We start from the raw sequence: 24,793 nt of genomic DNA, 5'->3' as shown, positions 1-24,793 counted from the left end.
TTGCTAACTACCGTTAAGTAACCGAATTTTAGTGGCCCGCCGGGGCGTGGGCATACGTGAGCTTGCTGACAGCGGAAAGAGTGCCCGCCGGGACGCCCGACTATGCTCGGGCCCGCAGTCCTGACGGCGCCGCGCGCCGACCCCGTCTTACCTGGAGCTCCGCATGCCCCTCAAGATCACCGTGATCGGCACCGGCTATCTCGGCGCCACGCACGCCGCGGCGATGGCGGAGCTGGGGTTCGAGGTGCTGGGCCTGGACGTGGTGGAGGAGAAGATCCGGATGCTCTCCTCCGGGCGCGTCCCCATGTACGAGCCGGGGCTCGAGGAGCTGCTGAGCAAGCACGTCGACGGCATCGAGGGATCGACCGGCCGGCTGCGGTTCACCACCTCCTGGGAGGAGGTCGGGGAATTCGGCGACGTGCACTTCGTGTGCGTGAACACTCCGCAGAAGCACGGCGAGTACGCGTGCGACATGAGCTTCGTCGACGCTGCGTTCCGGTCGCTGGCCCCGCACCTGCGGCGGCCCGCGCTGGTCGTCGGCAAGTCGACCGTGCCGGTGGGCAGCGCCGAGCGGCTCGCGGCGGCCCTGGCCGAACTGGCTCCCGCGGGAGCGGACGCCGAACTCGCCTGGAACCCGGAGTTCCTGCGCGAGGGCTTCGCCGTGCGGGACACCCTGCACCCGGACCGGATCGTCGTCGGTGTGCGCAGCGAGCGGGCCGAGAAGCTGCTGCGCGAGGTGTACGCCACACCGGTCGCCGAGGGTTCGCCGTTCGTGGTGACGGACTACCCGACCTCCGAGTTGGTGAAGACCGCGGCGAACTCCTTCCTGGCCACGAAGATCTCCTTCATCAACGCCATGGCCGAGGTCTGCGAGGCCGCCGACGGCGACGTCGTGAAGCTGGCCGAGGCGATCGGCCACGACGACCGCATCGGCAGGAAGTTCCTGCGGGCCGGGATCGGCTTCGGCGGCGGCTGCCTGCCGAAGGACATCCGCGCGTTCATGGCCCGTGCCGGCGAACTGGGCGTCGACCAGGCGCTGACGTTCCTGCGCGAGGTCGACTCGATCAACATGCGGCGGCGCGGCCACATGGTGGAGCTGGCCCGCGAGGCCGTGGGCGGCGGGTCCTTCCTCGGCAAGCGGGTCGCGGTGCTCGGTGCCACCTTCAAGCCCGACTCGGACGACGTCCGTGACTCGCCGGCACTGAACGTGGCCGGGCAGATCCACCTCCAGGGCGGCCAGGTCACCGTCTACGACCCGAAGGGCATGGACAACGCCCGGCGCCTCTTCCCGACGCTCGGGTACGCGGACACCGCGCTGGAGGCGGTGCGGGGTGCGGACGTCGTCCTCCACCTGACGGAGTGGGCCGAGTTCCGCGCCCTCGACCCGGCGGAGCTGGGCGGGGCCGTGGCGCACCGGATGATCCTCGACGGCCGCAACGCGCTGGACGCCGAGCTGTGGCGCGGGGCGGGCTGGACGTACCGCGCGATGGGCCGGCCCCGGGCCTGAGGGTCCCTCGACGACAAGGCGCCCCGGACCGGTCGAGCCGGTCCGGGGCGCCTTCGTCGTGCGACGTCAGTAGTTGACGTGCTCGGACCAGAGCCAACCGACCTTGCCGGTGACGATCACCTTCCCGTAGAACCACGTGTTGCCGTAGCCGTTCTTGGTGCTGCAGTACACCCGGAACGCCTCGGCGCCCGGCAGGACGCCCCTCTTGGAGAACTTCTGCCCAGGGCCGGACCGGACCGGGACGTCGTCCAGGTTGTGCGAGTACGCCGTGAAGTCACGGTTGTTCTTCGTGCATCCCTCGGTACCGACGGCCGAGGCCGTCGGGGCGATGGTGACGACGCCTCCGATGGTGAGCGCGGTCACCGCACCGAAGGTGGCGAGCTTCCTGGCCATGTGGCGCATGTCTTCCTCCCCGTCATACGGCCGTCCGCGCTGCGGACGGCACGTGCCGGAAGACGCCCGGGCGAGTCGGATGCCGGCTCGGCCGATGGGGCGCGGCCGGTTACCCCCGGAATATCTCCCTCAGATCACATTGCGGCCTCACTTGTATCACCGTGTTGTCATGCACCGCTAACTCACCCCCCGTGATCATCTGCACCCGACGGGGCAAGCCGGCGCTCCTCAGGAAGCGCAGAGGCAGAACGGATGACCCGCCGGATCCGCGTACACACGCCAGGTCCGCGAGTGGTCCGCCGTGTCGAGCGGCGTGGCGCCCAGGGCGAGCACCTGGGACTCCGCGACGTCGAGGTCGTCGACGGTGAGGTCGAGGTGGAGCTGCTGCGACGCCTCCGGGGACGGCCACTTCGGCGGGACGTGGCCCGGCGCGACCTGGAAGGCCAGCGGTGTGCCGCCGTGGCCCTTCAGCTCGACCCAGCCCTCTCCGTCGTCCTCGATCTCACCCCCCAGCAGTTCGGCGTAGAACGCGGCGAGCGCGACCGGGTCGGGACAGTCCAGGGCAACGGTGCCCAATGCGGCGATGGCCATGATGACGCCTCCCTGTCGTGTTACCGGTACATCGGAAGCACCGGTAACGGTTACCCCATGGTGGCGCAGTAGAGGTAACGTCGCAAGCATGAATGAGAGGGCGCCCGCTCCCGGAGGACTCGCAGTCGTGGAGGCGCTGGTCAACACGCTGGACGTCGAGACCGGCGCGGACGCCCTGGACACATCCGAGGGGCGGACCCGCTTCGGTCTTGCCGAGTCCGACGTGGCGGCCGCCCGGGAACTGCGGGAGGCACTGCGCGCCGCCTGTCTGGCGCACGCCGGCCACGCCGCGCCCTCCGGGTCGCTGGAACGGCTCCTGTCGGACGCCCCGCTGCTGGTCGTCCTCGACGACGCCGGCGCCGCCTCGCTCCGCCCCGCCGACCCGTCGGCGCTGGCCTCCCGCGTCGCCGTCGCGATCGCCGACGCGCAGGCGGACGGCACCTGGCTGCGCCTGAAGGCGTGCGAGGCGGAGGACTGCCGGTGGGCCTACTACGACAGGAGCCCGGCCGGCCGCAGCCGCTGGTGTTCCATGGCGGTCTGCGGCAGCCGGGCGAAAATGCGCACGTACCGGGCACGCCGGGGCACGTGAGCGGGTGGATCAGGCCTGGTCGAGTGCCTCGATCGTGGCGTTCGACGGTCCCCGCCGCCCCTGGAGGTCACGGGCCACGGCCTCCGCGTCGCGGAGCGTGCGCACGGCGTTCCGCCAGGTGAGCTTGGCGAGGTCGGCCCGGGACCAGCCGCGGGTGAGGAGTTCCGCGATCAGGTTCGGATAACCGGAGACGTCGTCGAGCCCCGCGGGGGTGAACGCCGTGCCGTCGTAGTCGCCGCCGATGCCGATGTGGTCGACGCCGGCGACCTCGCGCATGTGGTCGAGGTGGTCGGCGACCGTGGCCGCTGTGGCGACCGGACGGGGACGGGCGGCCTCGAAGGCACGGTGGACCGCCATGCCCCGCGCGGTGGTGTCCAGCGGGTGCAGCCCGTGGGCACGCATGTTCTCGTCCGCTGCCGCGGTCCACTCGACGGCCGCCGGGAGGACGAACTTCGGGACGAACGTCACCATGGCGATGCCGCCGTTCGCGGGGAGCCGTCCGAGCACGTCGTCGGGCACGTTGCGCGGATGGTCGCAGACCGCGCGCGCCGAGGAGTGGGAGAACACCACCGGGGCGACGGAGGTGTCGAGGGCGTCCCGCATGGTCGTGTCCGCGACATGCGACAGGTCCACCAGCATGCCCGTGCGGTTCATCTCGCGGACGACCTCGCGGCCGAAGGCGCTGAGCCCGCCGGCCCTCGGGGCGTCGGTCGCCGAGTCCGCCCAGTCGATGCTGTCGTTGTGCGTCAGCGTCATGTAGCGCACGCCGAGGGCGTACAGCGCGCGCAGGGTGGCCAGCGAGTTGTTGATGGAATGACCGCCCTCGGCCCCCATCAGGGAGGCGATGCGTCCCTCGGCGCGCGCCTGCTCCATGTCGTCCGCGGTCAGCGCGCGGGCCAGGGCGTCCGGGTGGCGGGCGAGGAGCTGTGCGACGCAGTCGATCTGCTCCAGCGTGGCGCTGACCGCGCTGTCCCCGGCGAAGTCGGACCGCACGTACACCGACCAGAACTGGGCGCCGACACCCCCGGCCCGCAGCCGGGGGATGTCGGTGTGGAGTGTGCCGCGCCGGTCGCCGCCGATGTCGAGGCGGTCCAGGTCGTAGCGGACGTGCTGGCGCAGCGCCCACGGCAGGTCGTTGTGACCGTCGACGACGGGGAACTCGGCGAGGAGTTCCCGCGCCTCCGCGTCCCGTGCCGCAGCGGCCCGGTGCGGATCGGTCCGGTCCGGCACGACCCCGTCGGCGGCAGTGTCTCCGGTGGGCCGCGTCACTTGGCGAATCCGAAGGAGGACGAGCCCTCGACCTTCTGGCGGAGCCGCTTGCCCTTCTCGGTCGCCTGCTCGTTCAGCTCCTGCTGGAAGTCCTTCATCCGGCCGAGCAGCTCGCCGTCGTGCACGGCGAGGATCCGGGCGGCTAGCAGGCCGGCGTTACGGGCGCCGCCGACCGAGACGGTGGCCACGGGCACGCCTGCGGGCATCTGGACGATGGACATCAGCGAGTCCATGCCGTCGAGGTGCTTCAGCGGCACCGGCACCCCGATCACCGGGAGCGGGGTGACCGACGCGAGCATGCCGGGCAGGTGAGCGGCCCCGCCGGCACCGGCGATGATCGCCTTGAGCCCCCGCTCGGCGGCCTCCTCGCCGTACGCGATCATCTCGCGCGGCATGCGGTGGGCGGAGACCACATCGACCTCGTAGGGGATCTCGAACTCGTCGAGGGCCTGGGCGGCGGCCTCCATGACCGGCCAGTCCGAGTCGGAGCCCATCACGATGCCGACGACGGGGGAGGACTGGCTCTCGGGTACGGACTCGCTCATTCGGTGATCGTTCCTCGGAGGTAGTCGGCGGCGTGGCGGGCGCGTGCGCGTACGTCGCCCAGGTCGTCGCCGTAGGTGTTGACGTGGCCGACCTTGCGTCCGGGCTTCACGTCCTTGCCGTACATGTGGATCTTCAGCTGCGGGTCGCGGGCCATGCAGTGCAGGTAGGCCGCGTACATGTCGGGGTAGTCGCCGCCGAGCACGTTCGACATGACCGTCCAGCGCGCCCGCGGGCGCGGGTCGCCGAGCGGCAGGTCGAGCACGGCCCGCACGTGGTTGGCGAACTGGGAGGTCACGGCGCCGTCCTGGGTCCAGTGCCCGGAGTTGTGGGGGCGCATGGCGAGCTCGTTGACGAGGATGCGGCCGTCGGACGTCTCGAAGAGTTCGACGGCGAGATGGCCGACGACACCGAGGGCCTCGGCGATGCGCAGGGCGAGCTCCTGGGCCTGGCCGGACAGTTCGTTGGGGAGGCCGGGAGCCGGCGCGACGACCGTGTCGCAGATCCCGTCGACCTGGACGGACTCCACCACGGGGTAGGACACCGCCTGCCCGTGCGGGGACCGCACCACATTGGCCGCGAGCTCGCGCACGAAGTCCACCTTCTCCTCGGCGAGGACGGGGACACCGGCCCGGAAGGGGTCCGCCGCGTCCTCCTGGAAGCGTACGAACCACACCCCCTTGCCGTCGTATCCGCCGCGCACCGTCTTGAGGATCACGGGGAATCCCCCGACCTCCTCGGCGAAGGCCGCCACGTCCGCCGGATCGCTCACGATCCGGTGGCGCGGGCAGGGCACACCGATCTCGGTGAGCTTCGCGCGCATCACGCCCTTGTCCTGGGCGTGCACCAATGCGTCGGGCCCCGGCCGGACGGGGATGCCGTCCGCCTCCAGGGCCCGTAGGTGCTCGGTGGGTACGTGCTCGTGATCGAAAGTGATCACGTCGCAGCCCCGCGCGAACTCGCGCAACGTGTCCAGATCGCGATAGTCGCCGATGACGACGTCGCTCACGACCTGGGCCGCCGAGTCCTGCGGAGTGTCACTGAGGAGCTTGAATCTGATGCCGAGGGGGATGCCCGCCTCGTGGGTCATACGGGCGAGCTGGCCGCCGCCGACCATGCCGACTACCGGGAACGTCACCACTCCAGGGTATCCGCAGGTCCGACGCGCCCCGCGGGGCGTCCCGGGCACGCGGGACCGCGGGTGGTTAGCATTGCGGCGTCGACGCAATCGATCGGGAGGCCGAACGATCACCATGAGTGGACGGCGCGCTCTGCGCGAACGCCTGTCGGGGCTCTTCCGCGAGGCCGCCAAGTTCGGCACCGTCGGCGCGTTCGGCTTCCTCGTCAATCTGGTCGTCTTCAACCTGTGCGTGCACATGCTCGGGCTGGCCGTGGTGCGGTCCGGGGTCATCGCGACGGTCGTCGCCATCGGCACGAACTACCTCGGCAACCGCTACTGGACGTACCGGGACAGCGACAAGTCCCGGCACAGCCGTGAACTGTCGCTGTTCCTGCTGTTCAGCGGTATCGGGCTGGTCATCGAGAACGGGATCCTGGCGCTGTCCCACTACGGCTTCGGCTTCACGTCGACCGTGGCGGACAACGTCGCGAAGAACGTGGTCGGACTGGGTCTCGGCACGGTCTTCCGCTTCTGGTCGTACCGCACGTGGGTGTTCAAGGCCCTCCCGGCGGAGCGGACCGTCACCACGGAGGCGGTCGTCGCCACGGAAGCCACCGTTGCTGCGGAGGCGGCCGCGGCCGGTCCGGCTCACGCGAGCCACGACGCTGCGGCCGACGGCGGCCGGCCGGTCGATTCCGAGACCGTACGGGCGGCCGAATCGATCCTGGAGCAGTCCTCGCGGCCGGCGGTCACACGGCGCTGAGGCCGGTCACGGTCGCCTGTCGCGGACGGCCGGTCATCTGATCGTCTTCTCGTCGGACCGGCCGTCGCGCCGTTCCCTCGCCTCCCGGCCCAGGAACAGCGCGAAGACCGGCGGCTGCTGCTGGAGCATCTCCAGGCGGCCGCCGTCCGCCTCCGCGAGATCGCGCGCCACGGCCAGGCCGATGCCCGTGGAGTTCCGGCCGCTGATCGTCCGCTCGAAGATCCGCGCCCCGAGCTCCGGCGGCACGCCCGGCCCCTCGTCGGTGACCTCCACGACGGTCTGGTTCCCGGTGACCCGGGTGCGCAGCGCCACCGTGCCGCCGCCGTGCATCAGCGAGTTCTCGATCAGCGCGGCGAGCACCTGGGCCACCGCGCCCGGCGTGCCGACCGCCTTCAGGCCCTGCTTCCCGGAGCGCACGATCGCCCGTCCCGCGCTGCGGGCGACCGGCCGCCACTCCTCCACCTGCTGCTTGACCACCTCGTCGAGGTCGAAGGCGACCGCGGACCCGGTGCGCGGATCCCGCGCGTTCGTCAGCAGGCGCTCCACGACGTCGGTGAGCCGTTCGACCTGGGTGAGGGCGACCATGGCCTCCTCCTTGACCGTGTCCAGGTCGTCGGTCGTGGCGATCTCCTCCAGGCGCATCGACAGCGCGGTCAGCGGGGTGCGCAGCTGGTGCGAGGCGTCCGCGGCGAGCCGTCGCTCCGCGGTGAGCATGCGCGCGATCCGCTCGGCCGAGGAGTCCAGCACATCGGCGACCCGGTCCAGCTCGGGCACGCCGTACCGCTTGTGCCGCGGCCGTGGGTCCCCCGAGCCGAGCCGCTCGGCGGTCTCCGCGAGGTCGGTGAGCGGCGAGGCGAGCTTGTTGGCCTGGCGCACGGCGAGCAGGACGGCCGATACGACGGCGAGCAGGGCGACGGCCGCGATGATGAGCAGGGTGCGGCCCACTTCGCGGGTGACGGTGGCACGGGACTCCTCGACGGTGACCGCTTCACCGCGGTCGCCTTGCGCGGTGCCCCTGATGACGCTTCCCCCGGGCTGGCTCCCGATGTCGATCGGGGAGCGTCCCGGCAGCTCGATGCGGGCGTAGCGGCCGGGTGCCAGCTGCCGGGCCAGCGCCTCCGGGGAGATCTGCTCCCTGGCCAGCAGCCGGCCCTCCACCGAGCTGACCAGGCGCAGCGCCTCCGAGTTCACGCTCTCCTGCGCGCTGCTGCTGATCGTGCGGGTCTCGACGATGACGAGCGAGACGCCGAAGACGGCGATCACGACGAGCACCACGGCGAGCGTGGAATTGATCAGGCGGCGGCGCACGGTGCTCTGCTAACTCTTCTCGAACCGGAATCCGACGCCGCGCACGGTGGCGATGTAGCGGGGGTTGGCGGCGTCGTCGCCGAGCTTCTTGCGCAGCCAGGAGATGTGCATGTCGAGCGTCTTGGTGGACGACCACCAGGTGGTGTCCCAGACCTCGCGCATCAGCTGGTCACGGGTGACGACACGGCCGGCGTCCCGGACCAGCACCCGCAGCAGGTCGAACTCCTTGGCGGTGAGCTGGAGCTCCTCGTCGCCCATCCAGGCGCGGTGCGACTCTACGTCGATCCGCACGCCGTGCGTGGCGGGCTGCGGGGCCGGCTCGACGGAGCCGCGCCGGAGCAGCGCCCGGACCCGGGCGAGCAGCTCGGCGAGGCGGAACGGCTTGGTGACGTAGTCGTCGGCGCCGGCGTCGAGGCCGACGACCGTGTCGACCTCGTCGGCCCGTGCGGTCAGCACCAGGATGGGAACGGTGTGACCGTCGGCGCGCAGTCTGCGGGCGACCTCCAGCCCGTCCATCCCGGGCAGTCCGAGGTCCAGTACGACCAGATCGACCCCGCCCTGGAGGCCGGCGTCCAGCGCGGCGGGACCGTCCTCGCGGACCTCGACCTCGTAACCCTCCCGGCGCAGGGCACGCGCCAGCGGCTCGGAGATGGATGCGTCGTCCTCGGCGAGCAGTACACGGGTCATGCAGTGATGGTAGTCCGCGTGGGCTACAGACCGTGAGGTGATCGACAAGCCCTGCGAGACAGTGTGGCGATCCTGTTGAACACCTTCGAATGCGATGTGACGACTCCTTGATCACCTGTGATACACGTCTCAACTCCTTCCATATGGGGCACTCTCGTGACGTATGGTGGCCAGCGCGCCTGTAGCACGACTCAGGGACCTTTGGCTGAATATCGGCCAAGGGTCTCTTTTCTGCGCGTGCCCGGTCACGGCCGGTCACGGGCGTGCAGTGAATGACCTGGGCCGGGCCTCTCGCGCGATGCCGCTCGTGGGGTGTGGACCCCGGTGCGGACTTGCTCCTTCTGCTCCCCCGGACCGGGGACGAGGCCCCCTGGGCGTGAGTACGGGGCTCCTCCGCGCCGGTGCCGGCCGCCCCCCACCGCGGGCGCGACACCGCTCACAAGGCGCGCGTCCCGAACACACGAGGATCGACATGGCGTCCAGCCTGACGAAGGACCCGGCCGGCTCTGCCGTCCAGAGGACCTTCTTCGGCCACCCCCGGGGACTGGCCACCCTCTTCATGGCGGAGATGTGGGAGCGCTTCAGCTTCTACGGCATGAAGGCCCTGCTGCCGCTCTATCTGCTCTCCGGCGGTCCGGACGCGGCCAAGGACGCCCTCGGCGGCGGTCTCGCGATGTCCGTGGCCACGGCGACGGCCATCACGTCGATCTACTCGGCGATGGTCTACCTGCTGTGCCTGCCGGGCGGATGGTTCGGCGACCGCGTGTGGGGTCCCCGGAAGACGGTCACCATCGCCGCCTTCGTCATCATGGCCGGTCACCTGTGCCTGGCGCTGCCCGGCCAGGCCGCCTTCTTCGGCGGCCTCGTCCTCGTCGCGCTCGGTTCGGGTCTGCTGAAGGCCAACATCTCGACCATGGTCGGGCACCTGTACGACGGTCCTGAGGACCCGCGTCGTGACGGTGGCTTCACGCTCTTCTACATGGGCGTCAACATCGGCGCCTTCTTCGCGCCGCTGGTCATCGGCACCATCGGCCAGACATTCAACTGGCACCTCGGCTTCGCCCTCGCCGCGGCCGGTATGGCGCTGGGCCTCGCCCAGTTCCTGCTGGGTACCCGCCACCTGAGCCCCCGCAGCGACCTCGTCCCGACGCCGCTGCCCGCCGAGGAACGCCGCGCGATCCTGCGCAAGGGCCTGCTGTGGCTGGGCGCCTCCGTGCTCTTCTACGGCGTGGTCGTCGCCGCCGGCCTCTACACGCTGAACTGGGCGCTGGTCCCGATCACCCTCGTCGGTCTGCTCATCCCGGTGTACGTCCTCGTGCGGATCAAGCGCGACAAGGACCTCACCAACGCCGAGCAGTCGAAGATGTCCGGATACATCTGGTTCTTCGTCGCGGCCGCCGTGTTCTGGATGATCTACGACCAGGGCGCCTCGACCATGGCGATCTTCGGCGAGACGAAGACGACCGGTCAGATCTTCGGGATCGACTTCCCGAGCTCGTGGTTCCAGTCGGTGAACCCGCTGTTCGTCATGGCGCTCGCCCCGGTCTTCGCCTGGCTGTGGCTGTGGCTGGCGAAGAAGAACCAGGAGCCGAGCACCGTGGTGAAGTTCGCCATGGGTCTGTGGCTCATCGGAGCGTCCTTCATCGTCTTCGTCCTGCCGATGGCGACCACCACGGACGGCACGAAGGTCAGCCCGATGTGGCTGGTTTCCATCTACTTCATCCAGACCGTCGGTGAGCTGTGCGTCTCCCCCGTCGGCCTGTCCGTGACCACGAAGATGGCGCCCCAGAAGTACGCCAGCCAGATGCTGGGCGTCTGGTTCCTCGCGGTCACCGCCGGTGACTGCATCACCTCCCTGATGTCCCTGGCGGGCATGAACCTCAACGGAACAACCATGGTCGGCATCGAGGGCAGCCTGGCCGTGGTCGCCGGTTTCGCGGTGTACATGTACCGCAACCGGGTCAAGGCACTCATGGGCGACGTGCACTGACGCGTCCGGCGCTCACGACGGTGGAGGAGCCCCGCACCCGGGTGGTGCGGGGCTCCTTCGTTCGCTGCCGTTCGTCGCGTTCGGCGCAGGTTCCTCGCACCGTGCCGCTTCCTCGCGTTGCCGCCCCGGTTCAGCGGGAGGAGCCGCGGAGGCGGTTCCACGGGGTGAAGGTGAAGACCGCGCCGCCGAGGAGGAGCACCGTGCCGGCGACGAGGGCGAGTGCCCGCAGGGAGGCGTGGCCCTCCGTGCCCGTCTCGGCGAGGCCCCCGCTCGTACCGCCGCTCGTGCCCGCCGAGCCGGTGCCGCCGCCCGAGGCGCCGGAGGACCCGCCGGACGTGGTCGTACCGCCGGCGGTGCCGCCCGGCTGGGCCTCCGTGGTGAGTTCGAGCGAGACCCCGGTGGCGGACGCCTCGCAGGGAATGGTGATCTTCTGGCCGCCCATGGTGACGTCGATGGTCAGCGCGCCGGGGCTGAGTGTCGCCTTGCCGCTCGCACCTGGCTTGTAGGTGCCGGTCATGTCCGGGAGGGAGACCGGGTCGCCCTGCTTGATCGGGTCCTTGTTCGCGGGACCGGTCACGGTCACCGCGCCCTTGTCCGCGCCGCCGACCGTGATCCGCATGCTGGGTTTGAGGGAGTTCGCCGGCAGCGGGGCGGGGCTGGTCATGACGGCCTTGCCGGTCCTGACGGTGAGGTCGTAGGAACCGCCGCTCCTCTTCGCGTCGACCGTGACCGGGGACTTGACGCCCTGCGGCCCGGGCGGCCGGCAGTCGAACGTCACCATGACCTCCTTGCCCGGGAAGTCGGTCGGCCCGCCTCCGCCGGTACTGCCGCCGGACGCGGCACCGCCCGAGGTGGTCCCTCCCGAGGTGGTCCCGCCGCTCGTCGTACCGCCGGAGGCCGTGGTCCCGCCGGAGGTCGTCGTGCCCCCGGAGGTGGTCGTACCGCCCGACGTGGTGGTGCCCCCGGAGGTGGTCGTACCGCCGGACGTGGAGGTGCCGCCCGAGGTGCTCCCACCGCCGTCCGTCACCTTGATCGTGGCGGCGGCCTTCACGGTCTCCTTGGGCGAGCACTTGGTGTCCGTCGACAGCGGCTTGCTGACGTTGATGGTGTACTTGTCGGGCGTCAGCGTCACCTCGCCGGCCGCCGTCAGCTTCAGTCTGCCCTTCATGTCGGACAGCACCATCGGGCTGTTCTTCGGGATGGGCGGGTTCTGCCTGGGCCCCTCCACGGCCAGTTCGCCGGTCGCCGAGCCGCCCAGTTTGATCACGCCGGTCGGCTTGACCGTGTCCTTCTCCAGGTCGAGCACATCGGGGTTCCCGGACGCGGCCTCGACCGTCTTCCAGACCACCTCGACCTCGTCACCGACCTTCGCCTCGGCGGGTGCCGTGACAAGCACCTTCGTCGTGCCCTGGACCGGCGGCATCCCGGAGATCGGGGGCGGGATGCACTCCGTCCGGTACGCCACTTCGGCTGCCTGTGCGGGGCTCGCGGCCAGCAGGATCCCCGCGCCTCCGAGCATCAGCGCGACTCCGGCCGCGCTCATCCTCCGTTGGATGTCCACGAACGTCCCTTCGTCGTCGGCCCGCCGGGGGGCCGGTTCCCTTGCGGTGCGGAGTCGGGGGTGAACCACGGCAGGCCGGCCGTGGTGCCGGGCGGCCGCGACGAACCGCCCACGGGTCCCGGGCCGGACGGCGACCGGCGGGCGCGCCCTGGACGTCCCGCGCGGGGGCCGCGCGTACGGTGGCGGCCGGGCCGGGGCCGCACCCGGTCGACGACCGCCATTCCGATGCGGAACACGGCGGCCGGCACGACCAGGCAGAGCAGGATCCAGAACACCGTCACGCCCCAGGGCCGCGACACCCCCCAGGGCTGCTCGACGAGCACCTTGCCCCCGTACTCGACCGACACGAGGTAGTCGCCGTGCGCTCCGGCGGCCAGCTGGACGGGCAGCGCGACACGCGCCTTCCGGCCGGGCGCGACGGTGCCCCGCCACTGCCGTTCCTCCCAGGCGGGGGCGAACACGCCGTGCGAGGTGCCGAGCCGGAACACCGGGTCCACGACCGGTGCGGACCCGAGGTTGCCGACGGTGAACACGACTTTCCGTGTCGGCGGCGCGCCGAAGGTGGTGAGGATGCCGTCCGAACCGTCGAGCCGGGTCGCGGCCAGGACCGCCAGCCGGCCCGCGCCGGCGGCCCGGGGCAGCGCCGCGACGGGGTGCCCGACGACGGTGAACGGCACGTCCCTCACCGCCGGTTCCCCGGTGACGGTGGCGATGTGCACCACGCACGGGCAGGGCTTGGGAGGTGCCGCCACCGGCAGTCGCGTGCCGAAGCCGCCCCGGTCGTCGGTGGTGACCGCGCGGCCGTCGGCGTTGGCACAGGAGTTGGTGCCGCCGATCACCCCCCGGTCCGGGGTGGACTGGCCGCAGATCAGCAGCATCAGCAGTGCCCGGGGGCGCCAGCCGGTGCCGCCGACGGTCAGGTCACCGCCCTTGGCGGCTTCCTTCCGGGAGAGGGTGACCGCAGGCCGGTCCGCCTCGGCCGCGGCGAGGGCCCGGCCGGGACCCGTCAGCACGGTGAGCGCGACGACGAGGAACGCCGCGGCCGTTCTGCCCAGGACGGTGACGCTCATCCGGTCTCCCCTCCGGCCCGCCGCCGCGGTCGTCGCCGTAAACTTCGCCGTGGTCGTCGTACGTACCGGACGGCGCCGGCTCCGCAGACGGCGATGAGCAGCACCGCCCCTGCCGCCAGGCCCCAGGGCAAGAAGACGGCGGACGTCGCGCCGGTCGCCCGCAGGCCGCCCGCGGCCGTGACGTCGAGCCGGACCTGCACCGAGTCCAGGGCCGGCCGGATGGCCAGGGGCTCGGTGAGTTCGACGCGCCGGCCCGGCGGTACCTCGATGTCCAGGGGCCGTACGTCGCGCCGCAGCCGTGTGCCGAACCGGCCGTCGGCGCGGACCGAGAGCCGGGGAGCGATCACCGTGTTCCCACGGTTGACCAGGGCGTACCGGACGAGGCCGCGATCGGCGTCGAAGCCGACGTCCTCGACGGTCAGCGCCGGCAGCCGGGCACCGGCGATGTGCAGCCGGAGCGGCACGGACGCCGCACGGCCGTCACCGGTCACCGTGATGTGCTCGGCCCGGTCGGCGGGGTGGGCGCCCGCCGGGACGGTGACGGTGAACGGCACGTCGGCACGGGTGCGGGCCGGGGTCCGTACGCGGGTCTCGGCGAAGCGGATCCAGTCGCTGCTGCCGCGGAGGGTGAACGTGCGGGTGGTGCGGCCGGTGTTGGTGAGGGAGAGGGTGTCGTCGAGCACCGCGCCGGGTGCGCCCTCCAGGTAGAAGGAGGGTCTGCCGTCGCGCGCCGCGCCACTCGTCGCGGGGGCCGCGGTCCAGCCCGGTCCGTCGTCCGGCCGTGCGGCCCCGGACGCCGGGTACGGGACGGCCGTCAGCAGCGCGGCGACGGAGACGGCGAGGACGGCCGGTGCGGTGCGGCTGCGACGGCGCGGCGGCATGGGCGGCTCCCTGGTGCAGGACGTGCGCAGGACTTACGGCGGGCGGCCTGCGGTGGTGCGGGACGTGTGCAGGGGTGCGGGGCGTGGTGGTGCTGGTCTTGTGCTGCGGTGCGGGGCGTGGTGGTGCGGGGGTACGCGCCGTGCGTAACGCGTGCGGTGGTGCCCGCGCGAACGGCGGTGCAGGACAGGTGCGGTGGCGCTGCTCCACGGTGCCGGCCGGGGATACGGGCCGGAAGATGCGGGCCGGAAGATGCGGGTGCGGCCCACCCTGCGACGACAGCCGCCGCACAATGGCCGCTCCACGACGGCCGTTGCCACGACGGCCGCGGCCGCTGCGACGACGGTCGGCTGTTGCGGAGACGGACGGTCGTCACGGAAGGCCAACGGCACCAGGGGGCGCGGTGCGGACGGCGGTCGCGGGGTGCGCCGCCGCGGGGACGAGGACAGTGAGGAGGGCAGGGCGGACGCGGTCGTGTCAGGCCTGGGTCGGCCGGGTCCTGCGGGTCAGCCACAGCACTCCCGCCACGCCCGTCAGCAGGACCGTTCCGCCGAGGGTGGCAAGGGCGGCCGCGGAGTCCAGGGGGCCGGTTCTGGGGAGTTGTCCCCCGGTGGACCCGCCGGCAGACGTGGAGCCGACGGCCGACATCGAGCCGCCGCCCGCAGCGGTGACGTCGAGTTCCAGCGAGGGCCCCGGCTTGTTCGCGGGGGTGCACGTCGTCGTCGTGCCGAGCGCCTTGATGGTCAGGACACCGGCGGTGAAGGTGACCTTGCCCGTCTTCTTCGGCGTGTACGTACCCGTCAGGTCACTTATCTTGATGGGGGTGTTGGCCGGGATCGCCGATGCGTTGGCGGGACCGGACACCGCGACCGTTCCGCTGTCGGCCCCTCCCAGCACGATGACCGCACTGGGGTTCATGGCACCGACGCCGAGTTCGACCGGGCTGGACGAGACGCCCTTCTGGAAGGACATGGTGAGCCGGTAGGCGCTGCCGCTCTTCACGGCCTTGATGTCGATCGGCGACACGGCACCCTTGTCCCCGATCGGGGTCTTGCACTGGTAGTTGACGTCCACGACGGCGGCCTGGGCGGTGGGGGCGGCCATCAGGACCACCGGGACCGCCACCGCAGCCGCCAGCGCGAGCGCTGTCCGCTTCTGGTACGACACCTCGAGTCCCCTCACACCGTAAGTTACTGACGCCACATCAGATGGGGCGCTCAAGGTACGCCTGGGACGTCGAGGAGGGAAGAGACGCAGCAGCGGCTGCTTACGCGGGGGCTGCCAGCTCCGCCCAGACGGTCTTGCCGGGGATGCCGGGCCGCCGCAGCACTCCCCAGTCGAGGCAGAGCCGCTGGACGATGAACATGCCGTGGCCGCCGGGTCGGCCCGCGCGGTGCGGGGTGCGCGGAGCCGGACGGCCGGCGCCCCGGTCGGCGACCTCCAGCCGGAGCACCTTTCCGTCGCAGGCGATGCGCAGTTCCTCGGGTCCTTCGGCGTGCAGGCAGGCGTTGGTGACCAGTTCGGAAACGACCAGCAGCACGTCCTCCGCGGCGGCCCGGCCGTCGGCGGTGGCGGCGGGCAGCCAGCCCCAGTCGTACAGCGCCTGGCGGGCGAAGTCACGGGCGAGCGGAACGATTCCGGCGGCGTCGGCCAGCGCGAGCGTGCGGTACCGGTCGAGGGGGGCCGGGGCGACCCCGTCCGGCCGTGGGCCGAGGTCGTCGCCCGGCGGATGCTGCCGGGTGCTGCTCATCAGCGCTTCACCTCACCGATTCACTGTTCATGGACACGGACCGTGTCGGCGGACCGTGCTGCTGGGGGCTGATGCCGGGTCTCTCCTGCCCGGCCGGAACGTGACGACACCCACGAGGCCGGGAGAGCCCGGGACGGGGGTGCGGGGCGGGCCGGAAGGCGTAGACAGGAGACGGGGGTCCGCCGCTGGAGGGGCCTGCGAGCGGCCCGGGCCTCAGGTGTCGGAGAGCGCCGCTTCGAGGGTGTCGTGCAGCGCGAAGACCGCGTCGGCTCCGGTGATCTCGAACACCCTGGCCATCACGGGCGGCATGCCTGCCAGATGAACCCCTCCCCCGGCCGCCTCGGCCCTGAGACGGGCACCGAGCAGCACGTTGAGCCCGGTCGAATCGCAGAACGTGAGACCGGAGCAGTCCACGACGAGCCGGTTGCGCCCCTGGGCCACCGCGCGGTCCAGCGGTTCGCGGAGCAGGCCGGCGGTGCTGTGGTCGAGCTCACCCACCGGTGTCACGACCTCGTTCCGGCCCTCGGCCCTGGCCTCGACACTCAGCCGGTTCCGGTGGGCGCTGCCGATCGTTCCACGGTCCATGCCGTCTCTCTCCGCCGTCCCGTCGCTGTCCTTGACGCCCGAGGAACATTACGCGTTCCTCACGCCGGCCGGTAGCCGAACAGCGTGACAAACCCAACTAACACGGACATTTGACACTTGCGACGGGCTGCCGGAAGCAGGTAGGGCTAGAAGGGACAGCTTTCGACACGGCCGGCTTTGGAGGCGCCGCACACCGCAGGATCACGTAGGGGCTTCGGCAGCCGCATGCCGAGAAGCACGGAGGTCACCCATGTCACCCCGGCTCGACGAATCGCACCCCGAGACGTCGGCACCGCACCACCACAGCAGGCCCTCCACGCTGGAGGACCTCCCTGAGATCCCGCCCTATGACGAGGTGGGTCCGGTGGACGCGAGGGCGCTGTCGAAGACGCTCTTCGACCGGCTCGACTCCCTCGAAGAAGGCACGCACGAATACGCGTACGTCCGCAGCACGCTGATCGAACTCAACCTCGCCCTGGTCAAGTTCGCCGCCTCCCGGTTCCGCACCCGCAGCGAACCCATGGAGGACATCATCCAGGTCGGCACCATCGGCCTCATCAAGGCGATCGACCGCTTCGACCTCAGCAGGGGCGTCGAGTTCCCCACCTTCGCGATGCCGACCATCATCGGCGAGATCAAGCGCTTCTTCCGCGACACCTCCTGGTCCGTGCGCGTCCCGCGCCGCCTCCAGGAACTGCGGCTCGACCTCGCGCGGGCGACCGACGAGCTCGCCCAGCGCCTCGACCGCGCCCCCACCGTCGCGGAACTGGCCGGGCACCTCGGGATCGACGAGCACGAGGTCGTCGAGGGCATGGCCGCCAGCAACGCCTACACGGCCGGATCGCTGGACGCCCAGCCGGACGAGGAGGGCGCGGACAGCACCCTCGCGGACCGCATCGGCTATGAGGACCACGGACTCGAAGGCGTCGAGTACATCGAGTCGTTGAAGCCGCTCATCGCGGAACTGCCCAGCCGTGACCGGAAGATCCTGTCGCTGCGGTTCGTCGCCGGCATGACCCAGTCCGAGATCGGCGAGGAACTCGGGATCTCGCAGATGCACGTGTCCCGGCTGCTGGCCCGTACCCTCCGCAGGCTCAGGCGCGCGCTCGTCGCCGAGGAGTAATCGCGTCGGCCCACGTCGGCGCCACGCCGCGGCCCCCCTTCCCGGGGCCGCGGCGGGTGCGTCGACGACGGATCAGAAGGCCACCGGTTCGCCCCGCCGCCAGACGCGGGACACCAGCGGAACGCCCGGCCGGTAGGCCAGGTGGACATGGCTGGGCGCGTCCAGCAGCGCCAGGTCGGCGCGGGCCCCGGGGCTGATCCTGCCCACGTCGGTGCGGCGCAGCGCAGCCGCGCCGCCCGCGGTGGCGGACCAGACCGCCTCGTCGGGGGTCATCCTCATGTCCCGCACGGCGAGGGCGATGCAGAACGGCATCGACGAGGTGAACGACGAGCCGGGGTTGCAGTCCGTGGACAGCGCGACCGTGACGCCCGCGTCGAGCAGACGGCGGGCGTCCGGCCATTCGGCGCGCGTGGAGAACTCGGCACCCGGCAGCAGCGTCGCCACCGTACGGCCGTTCGCGAGGGCGTCCACGTCGGCGTCGGTCAGATGGGTGCAGTGGTCGGCCGAGGCGGCGTCGAGCTCCACGGCGAGTTGTACGCCGGGCCCGTACGACAGCTGGTTGGCGTGCACGCGGGGGTGCAGACCGCGGGCCTTGCCGGCCGTGAGGATCGCGCGGGCCTGGTCGCCGTCGAAGGCGCCCTTCTCGCAGAACACGTCGATCCAGCGGGCGTGCGGCGCGCAGGCGTCGAGCATCTCGCCCGTGACCAGGGCGACGTACCCGGCCGGGTCGTCGGCGTAGTCGGGGGACACGATGTGGGCGCCCAGGTAGGTGACCTCGTCGGTGTGCTCGGCGGCGATGCGCAGGGCGCGGGCCTCGTCCTCGACGGTGAGGCCGTAGCCGGACTTGGTCTCGAAGGTGGTGGTGCCCTGGCGGAGCGCCTCGGCGAGGTAGCGGGCGACGTTGGCGGACAGCTCCGCGTCGGTCGCGGCGCGGGTGGCGGCGACGGTGGTGCGGATGCCGCCCGCGGTGTAGCCGCGGCCGGACATCCGGGCGTTGAACTCCGCCGTGCGGTCACCGGCGAAGACGAGGTGCGAGTGGGAGTCCACGAACCCGGGGATCAGGGCCCGGCCGCCGGCGTCGACCCGGTTGTCAGTGGCGGGTGCTTTGCTTGATTCACCGACCCAGACGATGTGGTCGCCGTCGATGACGACGGCCGCGTCCTGGATCAGGCCGAGGGGGGAACCGTCGCCGAGGGAGGGATCGTTGGTGACCAGGCTGGCGATGTTGGTGATGGTGGTGGCGGCCGCCGCCACGGGGCTGTTCGTGCTCGTGGGGGCGGACGTCGCCGGGTTGTCCGTGCTCGCGGGGCCCGTGTTCATGATGCGAGGTGTCTCCTTCAGTCGCGCAGGGCGGCGATCGAGTCCGCGAGGGCCCGCGGCACGTCCGGCACCAGCCGGTGGGCCCCGTCCCGGACGATGTGGCGGCCGTCCACGATCGTGTGCCGGACGTCCGCCGCGGACGCGGCGAATACGGCCGTCTCGGCGCCCAGCCGGGGCAGCGGCCCCGCGGTCCGGACGGAGTCCAGTGCGATCGTCGTGAGGTCGGCGAGGGCGCCGGGCTCGATCCGGCCGGCCTCGTCCCAGCCCAGTGCGGCGTGGCCGTCGGCCGAGGCCGCGTTCAGCAGGGCCGCGGCGGTCCAGTGGCCGCGGGTGCGGGTGCGCAGCCGTTCGTCGAGCTCCATGGCGCGGGCCTCTTCGAACAGGTCGATCACGGCGTGGCTGTCGCTGCCGAGGGACAGCGGCGAGCCGGCGCGCTGGAGCGCGGCGGCCGGTCCGATGCCGTCGGCCAGGTCGCGTTCCGTGGTGGGGCACATGCAGGTGCCGGTGGTGGTGCCGCCGAGGAGGGCGATGTCCTCGTCGGTCAGATGGGTGTTGTGGACTCCGGTGGTGCCGGGGCCGAGGACGCCGTGGTCGGCGAGCAGCCTGGTCGGGGTGACGCCGTGCGCGGCGAGGCAGGCCTCGTTCTCGGCGGTCTGCTCGGACAGGTGCACATGGAGCGGGGTGCTCCGGGCCCGGGACCATTCCGCCACGGTGGACAGTTCGGCGGCGGGCACGGCGCGTACGGAGTGGATGGCGGCGCCGATCCGGGCGTGGGCGCGTTCCTTGAGCAGGGAGGCGCGCTGGGCCCAGGCGTCGGCGGTGCCGTCGGAGAAGCGCTGCTGGTGCCGGTCGGGGGCCTTGCCGAAGCCCGACGAGAGGTAGCAGGTGTCGAGGAGGGTGATACGGATGCCGGCTTCGGCGGCCGCGGCGATCAGGGCCTCGCCCATGGCGTTGGGATCGCCGTAGGGGGCGCCGCCGGGTGCGTGGTGCAGGTAGTGGAACTCACCGACGGAGGTGATGCCGGCGAGCGCCATCTCGGCGTAGGCCGCGCGGGCGAGCGCGAAGTAGCTGTCGGGGGTGAGCTTCTCGGCGACCGAGTACATGACCTCGCGCCAGGTCCAGAAGGTGCCGGAGCCGACCTGGACGGTGCCGCGGAGCGCACGGTGGAAGGCGTGCGAGTGGGCGTTCGCCAGGCCCGGGAGGGTGAGTCCGCGCAGGGGCTCCGCGCCCGGCGGGGGCGTGGGCGTCCCGGTCCGGACGGCGGTGATGCGTCCGTCGGCGACCTCCAGGGCCACGCCCGGCTCGACATGGGTGCCGAGCCAGGCGTGCTCCAGCCAGTACGTCGTCACCTGCACGCGAGTCCTTCCAGTACGTCGGCGAGGGCGAGGACACCGGCGACGCAGTCGTCCTCGGCCGCGTTCTCGGCCGGGGAGTGGGAGACGCCGGTGGGGTTGCGTACGAACAGCATGGCGGTCGGGACCGAGGCGGAGAGGATTCCGGCGTCGTGTCCGGCGCCGGTTCCGAGCACGGGCGGCCTTCCGCCCAGCAGGCCGGAGATCTCGTCGCGCAACGCGTGCCCGAACTCGACCACGGGGGTGAACGACTCGCGGACGACGGTCAGGTCGACGCCGTCGCGGGCCGCGCGCTCCCGGGCCGCGGCCTCGATGCCGGCGACGACGGTGTCCAGGGTCTCCTGGTCGGTAGCGCGGGAGTCGAGCCAGCCGCGCACCAGCGACGGGATGGCGTTGACGCCGTTGGGTTCGACGGCGACCTTGCCGAAGGTGGCGAGGGCACCGGCGAGCTCGGCCTCGCGGCGGGCGGCGAGGACCGTCTCGGCGTAGGTGAGCATCGGGTCGCGCCGGTCGACTATGCGGGTGGTGCCGGCGTGATTGGCCTCGCCGGCGAAGTCGAACCGCCAGCGGCCGTGCGGCCAGATGGCGCTGGCGATGCCGACGGCGTCGCCGGACAGGTCCAGGGCCCGCCCCTGCTCGACGTGGAGTTCGACGAACGCGCCGATCCGGGCGAGGCGTTCGGGGTCGGCCCCGATGGCGTCCGGGTCGTATCCGGCGGCCTCCATGGCCTGCGGCAGGCTGATGCCGTCGGCGTCGCGCAGCCGGTGGGCCGCGTCACGGGTCAGCTGCCCGGCGGTGAGCCGGGAGCCGACGCAGGCGAGCCCGAACCGGGCGCCCTCCTCGTCCCCGAAGTTGGTGATGGCGAGGGGCTTGGTGAACTCCGCTCCCCTGCGCCGCAGTTCGTCGAGCGCCGCGAAGGAGGACACCACACCGAGGGGGCCGTCGAAGGCCCCGCCGTCGGGGACGGAGTCGAGGTGCGAGCCGGTGACGACGGCGTCGCCGGCCAGCGGGTCGCCCAGCCAGGCCCACTGGTTGCCGTTGCGGTCGACCTCGTGGACGAGCCCGCGTGCCTCCGCCTGTGTGCGGAACCACTCGCGGCACTCCAGGTCGGCACCGGTCCAGGAGTACCGCCGGTATCCGCCGCTGTCCGGGTGGCGGCCGACGGGGAGCAGCTCCTGCCACATCGCGTGGAAGGAGGAGCCGGTGGCCCCGCGGTCCGGCGCCGCAGCGGCGGCGCCGGACGGGACACGGCGGTCCGTGGTCACTCGGACTCCCGCATCGGCACGCGGACGTGCCGCTCGTCGGCCACGCGCTCGGCGATGTCGTAGCCCGCGTCGACGTGCCGGATGACACCCATGCCGGGGTCGTTGGTCAGCACGCGGCGGATCTTCTCGCCGCCCAGCTTGGTGCCGTCGGCGACCGTTACCTGGCCGGCGTGGATGGACCGGCCCATGCCGACGCCGCCGCCGTGGTGGATGGACACCCAGGAGGCGCCGGAGGCGACGTTGACCATGGCGTTGAGCAGCGGCCAGTCGGCGATCGCGTCGGAGCCGTCGAGCATCGCCTCGGTCTCCCGGTAGGGGGAGGCGACGGAGCCGCAGTCGAGGTGGTCGCGGCCGATGGCGAGCGGCGCGGCGAGTTCGCCGGAGGCCACCATGTCGTTGAAGCGCTCACCGGCCTTGTCGCGCTCGCCGTAGCCGAGCCAGCAGATCCGGGCCGGCAGGCCCTGGAAGTGGACCCGCTCGCCGGCCAGCTTGATCCAGCGGGCGAGGGACTCGTTCTCCGGGAAGAGGTCGAGGATCGCCCGGTCGGTCTTGGCGATGTCGGCCGGGTCGCCGGACAGGGCGGCCCAGCGGAAGGGGCCCTTGCCCTCGCAGAAGAGCGGGCGGATGTAGGCGGGGACGAAGCCGGGGAACGCGAACGCCCGGTCGTAACCGGCCAGCTGGGCCTCGCCGCGGATGGAGTTGCCGTAGTCGAAGACCTCGGCCCCGGCGTCCATGAAGCCGACCATGGCCTCGACGTGCCGGGCCATCGACTCGCGGGAGCGCTGGGTGAAGTCGGCGGGCTTCTCGGCGGCGTAGGCGGCCATGTCCTCGAAGGCGACGCCCACCGGCAGGTACGACAGCGGGTCGTGCGCGCTGGTCTGGTCGGTGACGATGTCGATCGGGGCGTTCATCGCGAGGAGCTGCGGGACCAGTTCGGCGGCGTTGCCGAGCACGCCGATGGACAGCGGGCGCCTGGCGTCCCTTGCCTCGACGGCCAACTGCAGCGCGTGGTCCAGCGAGTCGGCGCGGACGTCCAGGTAGCGGTGCTCGATGCGGCGCTCGATGGCGCGGGGGTCGCAGTCGATGCAGATGGCGACGCCGTCGTTCATGGTCACGGCGAGCGGCTGGGCGCCGCCCATGCCGCCGAGGCCGGCGGTGAGGGTGATCGTCCCGGCGAGGGTGCCGTCGAACTTCTTGGCGGCGACGGCGGCGAAGGTCTCGTAGGTGCCCTGGAGGATGCCCTGGGTGCCGATGTAGATCCACGAGCCGGCGGTCATCTGGCCGTACATGGTCAGACCCAGCTGCTCCAGCCGGCGGAACTCCTCCCAGTTGGCCCAGTCGCCGACCAGGTTGGAGTTGGCGATGAGGACGCGGGGGGCCCATTCGTGGGTCTGCATCACGCCGACGGGGCGGCCTGACTGGACGAGCATCGTCTCGTCCTGCTTCAGGGTCCGGAGCGTCCGGACCATCGCGTCGAAGGACCGCCAGTCACGGGCGGCCTTGCCGGTGCCGCCGTAGACGACGAGCTTGTCGGGGTGCTCCGCGACCTCGGGGTCCAGGTTGTTCTGGAGCATCCGCAGGGCGGCCTCCTGCTGCCAGCCCAGGGCGTTCAGCTCCGCACCGCGGTGGGCCCGTACCGGACGGGGTCCTGACATGGTCTGCCTCCTCGACGGCACACGGTCATTGCATTGGATATTCACATCCTGACCGCCTGAATAGAACTAGTCAACAGGGTGGACGGGTGCGCGGCCGCGCGCCGGGTGGTTGGCTGGCGTCATGCCTGCTGACGTGGACGCCGCCGCGCGGCGCGACCGGGCCGTTGCCGCCGCCGTGGAGGAGGGGCTCGTCGGCCCCGGGCGCCCGCTCGTGGGACTGCTGGACACGGCCGGCATCCGCGCCGCGGCCGCCGCGCTCCGCGAGGCGTTCGCCGCGGTGGTGCCGCCCGGCACCCCGGTCCTGCACGCCTTCGCGGTCAAGGCGACCCCGCTCGTGCCGGTGCTGCGGCTGCTGCACGAGGAGGGTCTCGGCGCCGAGGCCGCCAGTCCGGGCGAACTGGCCCTGGCCCGCGCCGCCGGCATCGGCCCCGGCCGGCTGGTGCTCGACTCCCCCGCCAAGACCGATGCGGAACTGCGGGATGCCCTCGCCCTCGGCATCGCCGTGAACGCGGACAACCCGCAGGAACTGGCCAGGATCGACGAGCTCGTCGCGCGTTCGTCCGGCGTCCCGCCGCTCGGACTGCGGGTCAACCCGCAGACCGGCGCGGGCAGCATCGGCGCCCTCTCCACCGCCACCGCCACGTCCAAGTTCGGCGTGCCGCTGGCCGAACCGGGCGCCCACGCCCGGGTCGTCCGGGCGTATCTGGACAGACCCTGGCTCACCCGGCTGCACATCCACTCCGGCTCGCAGGGCCTGCCCCTCGCCCTCATGGCCGAGGGCGTCCGCACGGTGTACGGGCTCGCCGAGGAGATCAACGCGGCGGCCGGCCGGCGGCAGGTCGACACCGTCGACATCGGCGGGGGGCTCCCGGTGAACTTCGCCTCCGACGAGGTGACCCCGACCCACGCCGAGTACGCGGCCCTGCTCGCCCGCGAGGTACCCGGCCTGTTCGACGGGCGGTACGGCCTGATCACCGAGTTCGGCCGGTCCCTGCTGGCGAAGAACGGCCTGCTCCTCGCCCGCGTCGAATACGCCAAGACGGCCGGCGGGCGGCCGATCGCCGTCACCCACGCGGGGGTGCAGGTGGCCACCCGGACCGTCTACGCCCCGCGCGACTGGCCGCTGCGGCTCGTCGCGTACGACGCGAAGGGCAGGCCCAGGACGGGCCCCGCGGTCCCCCAGGACGTCGCGGGCCCGGCCTGCTTCGCCGGCGACCTGCTCGCCGCGAACCGGCCGCTGCCGGCACTGGAACCGGGGGACCTGGTGGCCGCCCTGGACACCGGCGCATACGGCTTCGCCCACCACTACACGTACAACAGCCTGGCCCGGCCCGGAGTCCACGGCTTCACGGTCGCCCCCGACGGCAGGGTGCGCTTCGCGACGGTCCGGGCCCCGCAGACGGTCGAAGAGATCGTCGCCGAGGCGGGCGGCATGCATCCGGACGCACTGCTGTAGTCACCCTTTCCTCCGCA

The 24,793-nt window shown here is 72.0% G+C and carries 23 protein-coding genes; 6 read left to right on the top strand and 17 right to left on the bottom strand.

The window, feature by feature from the left end; translation table 11 throughout:
- Nucleotides 1–163: 163 nt before the first annotated feature.
- The gene (locus ACZ4Z5_RS16060) at nt 164–1,507 is read left to right on the top strand and encodes a UDP-glucose dehydrogenase family protein (protein WP_468262511.1); all 1,344 of its coding nucleotides are present in this window, start codon (nt 164–166) and stop codon (nt 1,505–1,507) included.
- A 66-nt stretch (nt 1,508–1,573) separates the two neighbouring features.
- Here the strand turns inward: ACZ4Z5_RS16060 and ACZ4Z5_RS16055 are convergent, their stop codons facing one another.
- Together ACZ4Z5_RS16055 and ACZ4Z5_RS16050 are read right to left on the bottom strand one after the other, a co-directional pair.
- Nucleotides 1,574–1,909, bottom strand: coding sequence for an SH3 domain-containing protein (locus ACZ4Z5_RS16055; protein WP_468262508.1), 336 nt, complete (start codon nt 1,907–1,909; stop codon nt 1,574–1,576).
- Between the two features lie 219 nt (nt 1,910–2,128).
- Complete coding sequence (locus ACZ4Z5_RS16050; RefSeq protein WP_468262506.1) at nt 2,129–2,491, bottom strand: VOC family protein; 363 nt, start codon at nt 2,489–2,491, stop codon at nt 2,129–2,131.
- Nucleotides 2,492–2,579: 88 nt separating this feature from the next.
- Here ACZ4Z5_RS16050 and ACZ4Z5_RS16045 point away from each other — a divergent pair, with 88 nt between their 5' ends.
- On the top strand, nt 2,580–3,080 hold the full coding sequence (locus ACZ4Z5_RS16045; RefSeq protein ID WP_468262503.1) for a CGNR zinc finger domain-containing protein: 501 nt from the start codon (nt 2,580–2,582) through the stop codon (nt 3,078–3,080).
- Between the two features lie 9 nt (nt 3,081–3,089).
- Here the strand turns inward: ACZ4Z5_RS16045 and ACZ4Z5_RS16040 are convergent, their stop codons facing one another.
- From ACZ4Z5_RS16040 to ACZ4Z5_RS16030, 3 genes are read right to left on the bottom strand one after another with little or no spacing between them, the layout of a single operon-like run.
- Nucleotides 3,090–4,310: a dipeptidase gene (locus ACZ4Z5_RS16040; RefSeq protein WP_468262648.1), complete on the bottom strand. Its 1,221-nt coding sequence runs from the start codon at nt 4,308–4,310 to the stop codon at nt 3,090–3,092.
- A gap of 35 nt (nt 4,311–4,345) precedes the next feature.
- Nucleotides 4,346–4,894: a 5-(carboxyamino)imidazole ribonucleotide mutase gene (gene purE / locus ACZ4Z5_RS16035; RefSeq protein WP_468262500.1), complete on the bottom strand. Its 549-nt coding sequence runs from the start codon at nt 4,892–4,894 to the stop codon at nt 4,346–4,348.
- Nucleotides 4,891–6,030, bottom strand: coding sequence for a 5-(carboxyamino)imidazole ribonucleotide synthase (locus ACZ4Z5_RS16030; protein ID WP_468262497.1), 1,140 nt, complete (start codon nt 6,028–6,030; stop codon nt 4,891–4,893). The genes purE and ACZ4Z5_RS16030 overlap by 4 nt, the downstream gene beginning before the upstream one ends.
- A 115-nt stretch (nt 6,031–6,145) precedes the next feature.
- On the opposite strand from ACZ4Z5_RS16030, the gene ACZ4Z5_RS16025 reads away from it, so the two are divergent.
- Nucleotides 6,146–6,775 carry a GtrA family protein gene (locus ACZ4Z5_RS16025; RefSeq protein ID WP_468262494.1) on the top strand — a complete coding sequence of 210 codons (630 nt, stop codon included), beginning with the start codon at nt 6,146–6,148 and terminating at the stop codon, nt 6,773–6,775.
- Between the two features lie 33 nt (nt 6,776–6,808).
- Here ACZ4Z5_RS16025 and ACZ4Z5_RS16020 read toward each other — a convergent pair whose 3' ends face one another.
- Nucleotides 6,809–8,083 (bottom strand): ATP-binding protein, encoded by a 1,275-nt coding sequence (locus ACZ4Z5_RS16020; RefSeq protein WP_468262491.1) that lies wholly within the window; start codon nt 8,081–8,083, stop codon nt 6,809–6,811.
- A 9-nt stretch (nt 8,084–8,092) separates the two neighbouring features.
- On the bottom strand, nt 8,093–8,770 hold the full coding sequence (locus ACZ4Z5_RS16015) for a response regulator transcription factor (protein WP_468262488.1): 678 nt from the start codon (nt 8,768–8,770) through the stop codon (nt 8,093–8,095).
- 472 nt (nt 8,771–9,242) lie between these two features.
- Here ACZ4Z5_RS16015 and ACZ4Z5_RS16010 point away from each other — a divergent pair, with 472 nt between their 5' ends.
- Nucleotides 9,243–10,760, top strand: a complete 1,518-nt coding sequence (locus tag ACZ4Z5_RS16010; RefSeq protein WP_468262485.1) for a peptide MFS transporter — start codon at nt 9,243–9,245, stop codon at nt 10,758–10,760.
- 130 nt (nt 10,761–10,890) lie between these two features.
- On the opposite strand, the gene ACZ4Z5_RS16005 is transcribed toward ACZ4Z5_RS16010, so the two are convergent.
- The 6 genes from ACZ4Z5_RS16005 to ACZ4Z5_RS15980 all read right to left on the bottom strand — a co-directional run bounded on the left by ACZ4Z5_RS16005 (nt 10,891) and on the right by ACZ4Z5_RS15980 (nt 16,605).
- Nucleotides 10,891–12,303 (bottom strand): hypothetical protein, encoded by a 1,413-nt coding sequence (locus ACZ4Z5_RS16005; protein WP_468262483.1) that lies wholly within the window; start codon nt 12,301–12,303, stop codon nt 10,891–10,893.
- Nucleotides 12,300–13,391, bottom strand: coding sequence for a hypothetical protein (locus tag ACZ4Z5_RS16000; protein WP_468262480.1), 1,092 nt, complete (start codon nt 13,389–13,391; stop codon nt 12,300–12,302). The genes ACZ4Z5_RS16005 and ACZ4Z5_RS16000 overlap by 4 nt, the downstream gene beginning before the upstream one ends.
- Nucleotides 13,388–14,272 carry a COG1470 family protein gene (locus ACZ4Z5_RS15995; RefSeq protein WP_468262478.1) on the bottom strand — a complete coding sequence of 295 codons (885 nt, stop codon included), beginning with the start codon at nt 14,270–14,272 and terminating at the stop codon, nt 13,388–13,390. Before ACZ4Z5_RS15995 ends, ACZ4Z5_RS16000 begins: the two co-directional genes overlap by 4 nt.
- Before the next feature lie 475 nt (nt 14,273–14,747).
- Entirely contained in the window at nt 14,748–15,437 is a 690-nt protein-coding gene (locus ACZ4Z5_RS15990; protein WP_468262645.1) for a peptidase, read from the bottom strand.
- A gap of 100 nt (nt 15,438–15,537) precedes the next feature.
- A complete protein-coding gene (locus ACZ4Z5_RS15985; protein ID WP_468262475.1) occupies nt 15,538–16,020 on the bottom strand; it encodes an ATP-binding protein in 483 nt (160 codons plus the stop codon).
- A 213-nt stretch (nt 16,021–16,233) separates the two neighbouring features.
- A complete protein-coding gene (locus tag ACZ4Z5_RS15980) occupies nt 16,234–16,605 on the bottom strand; it encodes an STAS domain-containing protein (RefSeq protein ID WP_468262472.1) in 372 nt (123 codons plus the stop codon).
- A 250-nt stretch (nt 16,606–16,855) separates the two neighbouring features.
- Between ACZ4Z5_RS15980 and ACZ4Z5_RS15975 the strand changes: the two genes are divergently transcribed.
- Nucleotides 16,856–17,728 carry an RNA polymerase sigma factor SigF gene (locus ACZ4Z5_RS15975; protein ID WP_468262469.1) on the top strand — a complete coding sequence of 291 codons (873 nt, stop codon included), beginning with the start codon at nt 16,856–16,858 and terminating at the stop codon, nt 17,726–17,728.
- 72 nt (nt 17,729–17,800) lie between these two features.
- On the opposite strand, the gene hutI is transcribed toward ACZ4Z5_RS15975, so the two are convergent.
- The 4 genes from hutI to hutU all read right to left on the bottom strand — a co-directional run bounded on the left by hutI (nt 17,801) and on the right by hutU (nt 23,320).
- Entirely contained in the window at nt 17,801–19,048 is a 1,248-nt protein-coding gene (gene hutI, locus ACZ4Z5_RS15970; RefSeq protein WP_468262467.1) for an imidazolonepropionase, read from the bottom strand.
- A 17-nt stretch (nt 19,049–19,065) separates the two neighbouring features.
- Nucleotides 19,066–20,403 carry a formimidoylglutamate deiminase gene (locus ACZ4Z5_RS15965; protein ID WP_468262464.1) on the bottom strand — a complete coding sequence of 446 codons (1,338 nt, stop codon included), beginning with the start codon at nt 20,401–20,403 and terminating at the stop codon, nt 19,066–19,068.
- Entirely contained in the window at nt 20,394–21,584 is a 1,191-nt protein-coding gene (locus tag ACZ4Z5_RS15960) for an allantoate amidohydrolase (RefSeq protein WP_468262642.1), read from the bottom strand. The genes ACZ4Z5_RS15965 and ACZ4Z5_RS15960 overlap by 10 nt, the downstream gene beginning before the upstream one ends.
- Before the next feature lie 77 nt (nt 21,585–21,661).
- The gene (gene hutU, locus ACZ4Z5_RS15955) at nt 21,662–23,320 is read right to left on the bottom strand and encodes a urocanate hydratase (protein WP_468262462.1); all 1,659 of its coding nucleotides are present in this window, start codon (nt 23,318–23,320) and stop codon (nt 21,662–21,664) included.
- 121 nt (nt 23,321–23,441) lie between these two features.
- On the opposite strand from hutU, the gene ACZ4Z5_RS15950 reads away from it, so the two are divergent.
- On the top strand, nt 23,442–24,776 hold the full coding sequence (locus ACZ4Z5_RS15950) for a type III PLP-dependent enzyme domain-containing protein (protein ID WP_468262459.1): 1,335 nt from the start codon (nt 23,442–23,444) through the stop codon (nt 24,774–24,776).
- Nucleotides 24,777–24,793 lie beyond the last annotated feature (17 nt).

Source organism: Streptomyces sp. NPDC030222 (genome assembly GCF_055573115.1).
The sequence above is the reverse complement of the archived record's forward strand: the minus strand, read 5'-3'. Positions and strand labels throughout refer to the sequence as shown.

Coding starts and splice junctions, on each gene's coding strand:
- purE (WP_468262500.1), bottom strand. CDS start 4,894: ATGAGCGAGTCCGTACCCGAGAGCCAGTCCTCCCCCGTCGTCGGCATC.
- ACZ4Z5_RS16000 (WP_468262480.1), bottom strand. CDS start 13,391: ATGAGCGTCACCGTCCTGGGCAGAACGGCCGCGGCGTTCCTCGTCGTC.
- ACZ4Z5_RS16025 (WP_468262494.1), top strand. CDS start 6,146: ATGAGTGGACGGCGCGCTCTGCGCGAACGCCTGTCGGGGCTCTTCCGC.
- ACZ4Z5_RS16010 (WP_468262485.1), top strand. CDS start 9,243: ATGGCGTCCAGCCTGACGAAGGACCCGGCCGGCTCTGCCGTCCAGAGG.
- ACZ4Z5_RS16045 (WP_468262503.1), top strand. CDS start 2,580: ATGAATGAGAGGGCGCCCGCTCCCGGAGGACTCGCAGTCGTGGAGGCG.
- ACZ4Z5_RS15985 (WP_468262475.1), bottom strand. CDS start 16,020: ATGAGCAGCACCCGGCAGCATCCGCCGGGCGACGACCTCGGCCCACGG.
- ACZ4Z5_RS16050 (WP_468262506.1), bottom strand. CDS start 2,491: ATGGCCATCGCCGCATTGGGCACCGTTGCCCTGGACTGTCCCGACCCG.
- hutU (WP_468262462.1), bottom strand. CDS start 23,320: ATGTCAGGACCCCGTCCGGTACGGGCCCACCGCGGTGCGGAGCTGAAC.
- ACZ4Z5_RS16015 (WP_468262488.1), bottom strand. CDS start 8,770: ATGACCCGTGTACTGCTCGCCGAGGACGACGCATCCATCTCCGAGCCG.
- ACZ4Z5_RS15975 (WP_468262469.1), top strand. CDS start 16,856: ATGTCACCCCGGCTCGACGAATCGCACCCCGAGACGTCGGCACCGCAC.
- ACZ4Z5_RS16005 (WP_468262483.1), bottom strand. CDS start 12,303: ATGAGCGCGGCCGGAGTCGCGCTGATGCTCGGAGGCGCGGGGATCCTG.
- ACZ4Z5_RS15995 (WP_468262478.1), bottom strand. CDS start 14,272: ATGCCGCCGCGCCGTCGCAGCCGCACCGCACCGGCCGTCCTCGCCGTC.
- hutI (WP_468262467.1), bottom strand. CDS start 19,048: ATGAACACGGGCCCCGCGAGCACGGACAACCCGGCGACGTCCGCCCCC.
- ACZ4Z5_RS15980 (WP_468262472.1), bottom strand. CDS start 16,605: ATGGACCGTGGAACGATCGGCAGCGCCCACCGGAACCGGCTGAGTGTC.
- ACZ4Z5_RS15950 (WP_468262459.1), top strand. CDS start 23,442: ATGCCTGCTGACGTGGACGCCGCCGCGCGGCGCGACCGGGCCGTTGCC.
- ACZ4Z5_RS15960 (WP_468262642.1), bottom strand. CDS start 21,584: ATGTGGCAGGAGCTGCTCCCCGTCGGCCGCCACCCGGACAGCGGCGGA.
- ACZ4Z5_RS16060 (WP_468262511.1), top strand. CDS start 164: ATGCCCCTCAAGATCACCGTGATCGGCACCGGCTATCTCGGCGCCACG.
- ACZ4Z5_RS16055 (WP_468262508.1), bottom strand. CDS start 1,909: ATGCGCCACATGGCCAGGAAGCTCGCCACCTTCGGTGCGGTGACCGCG.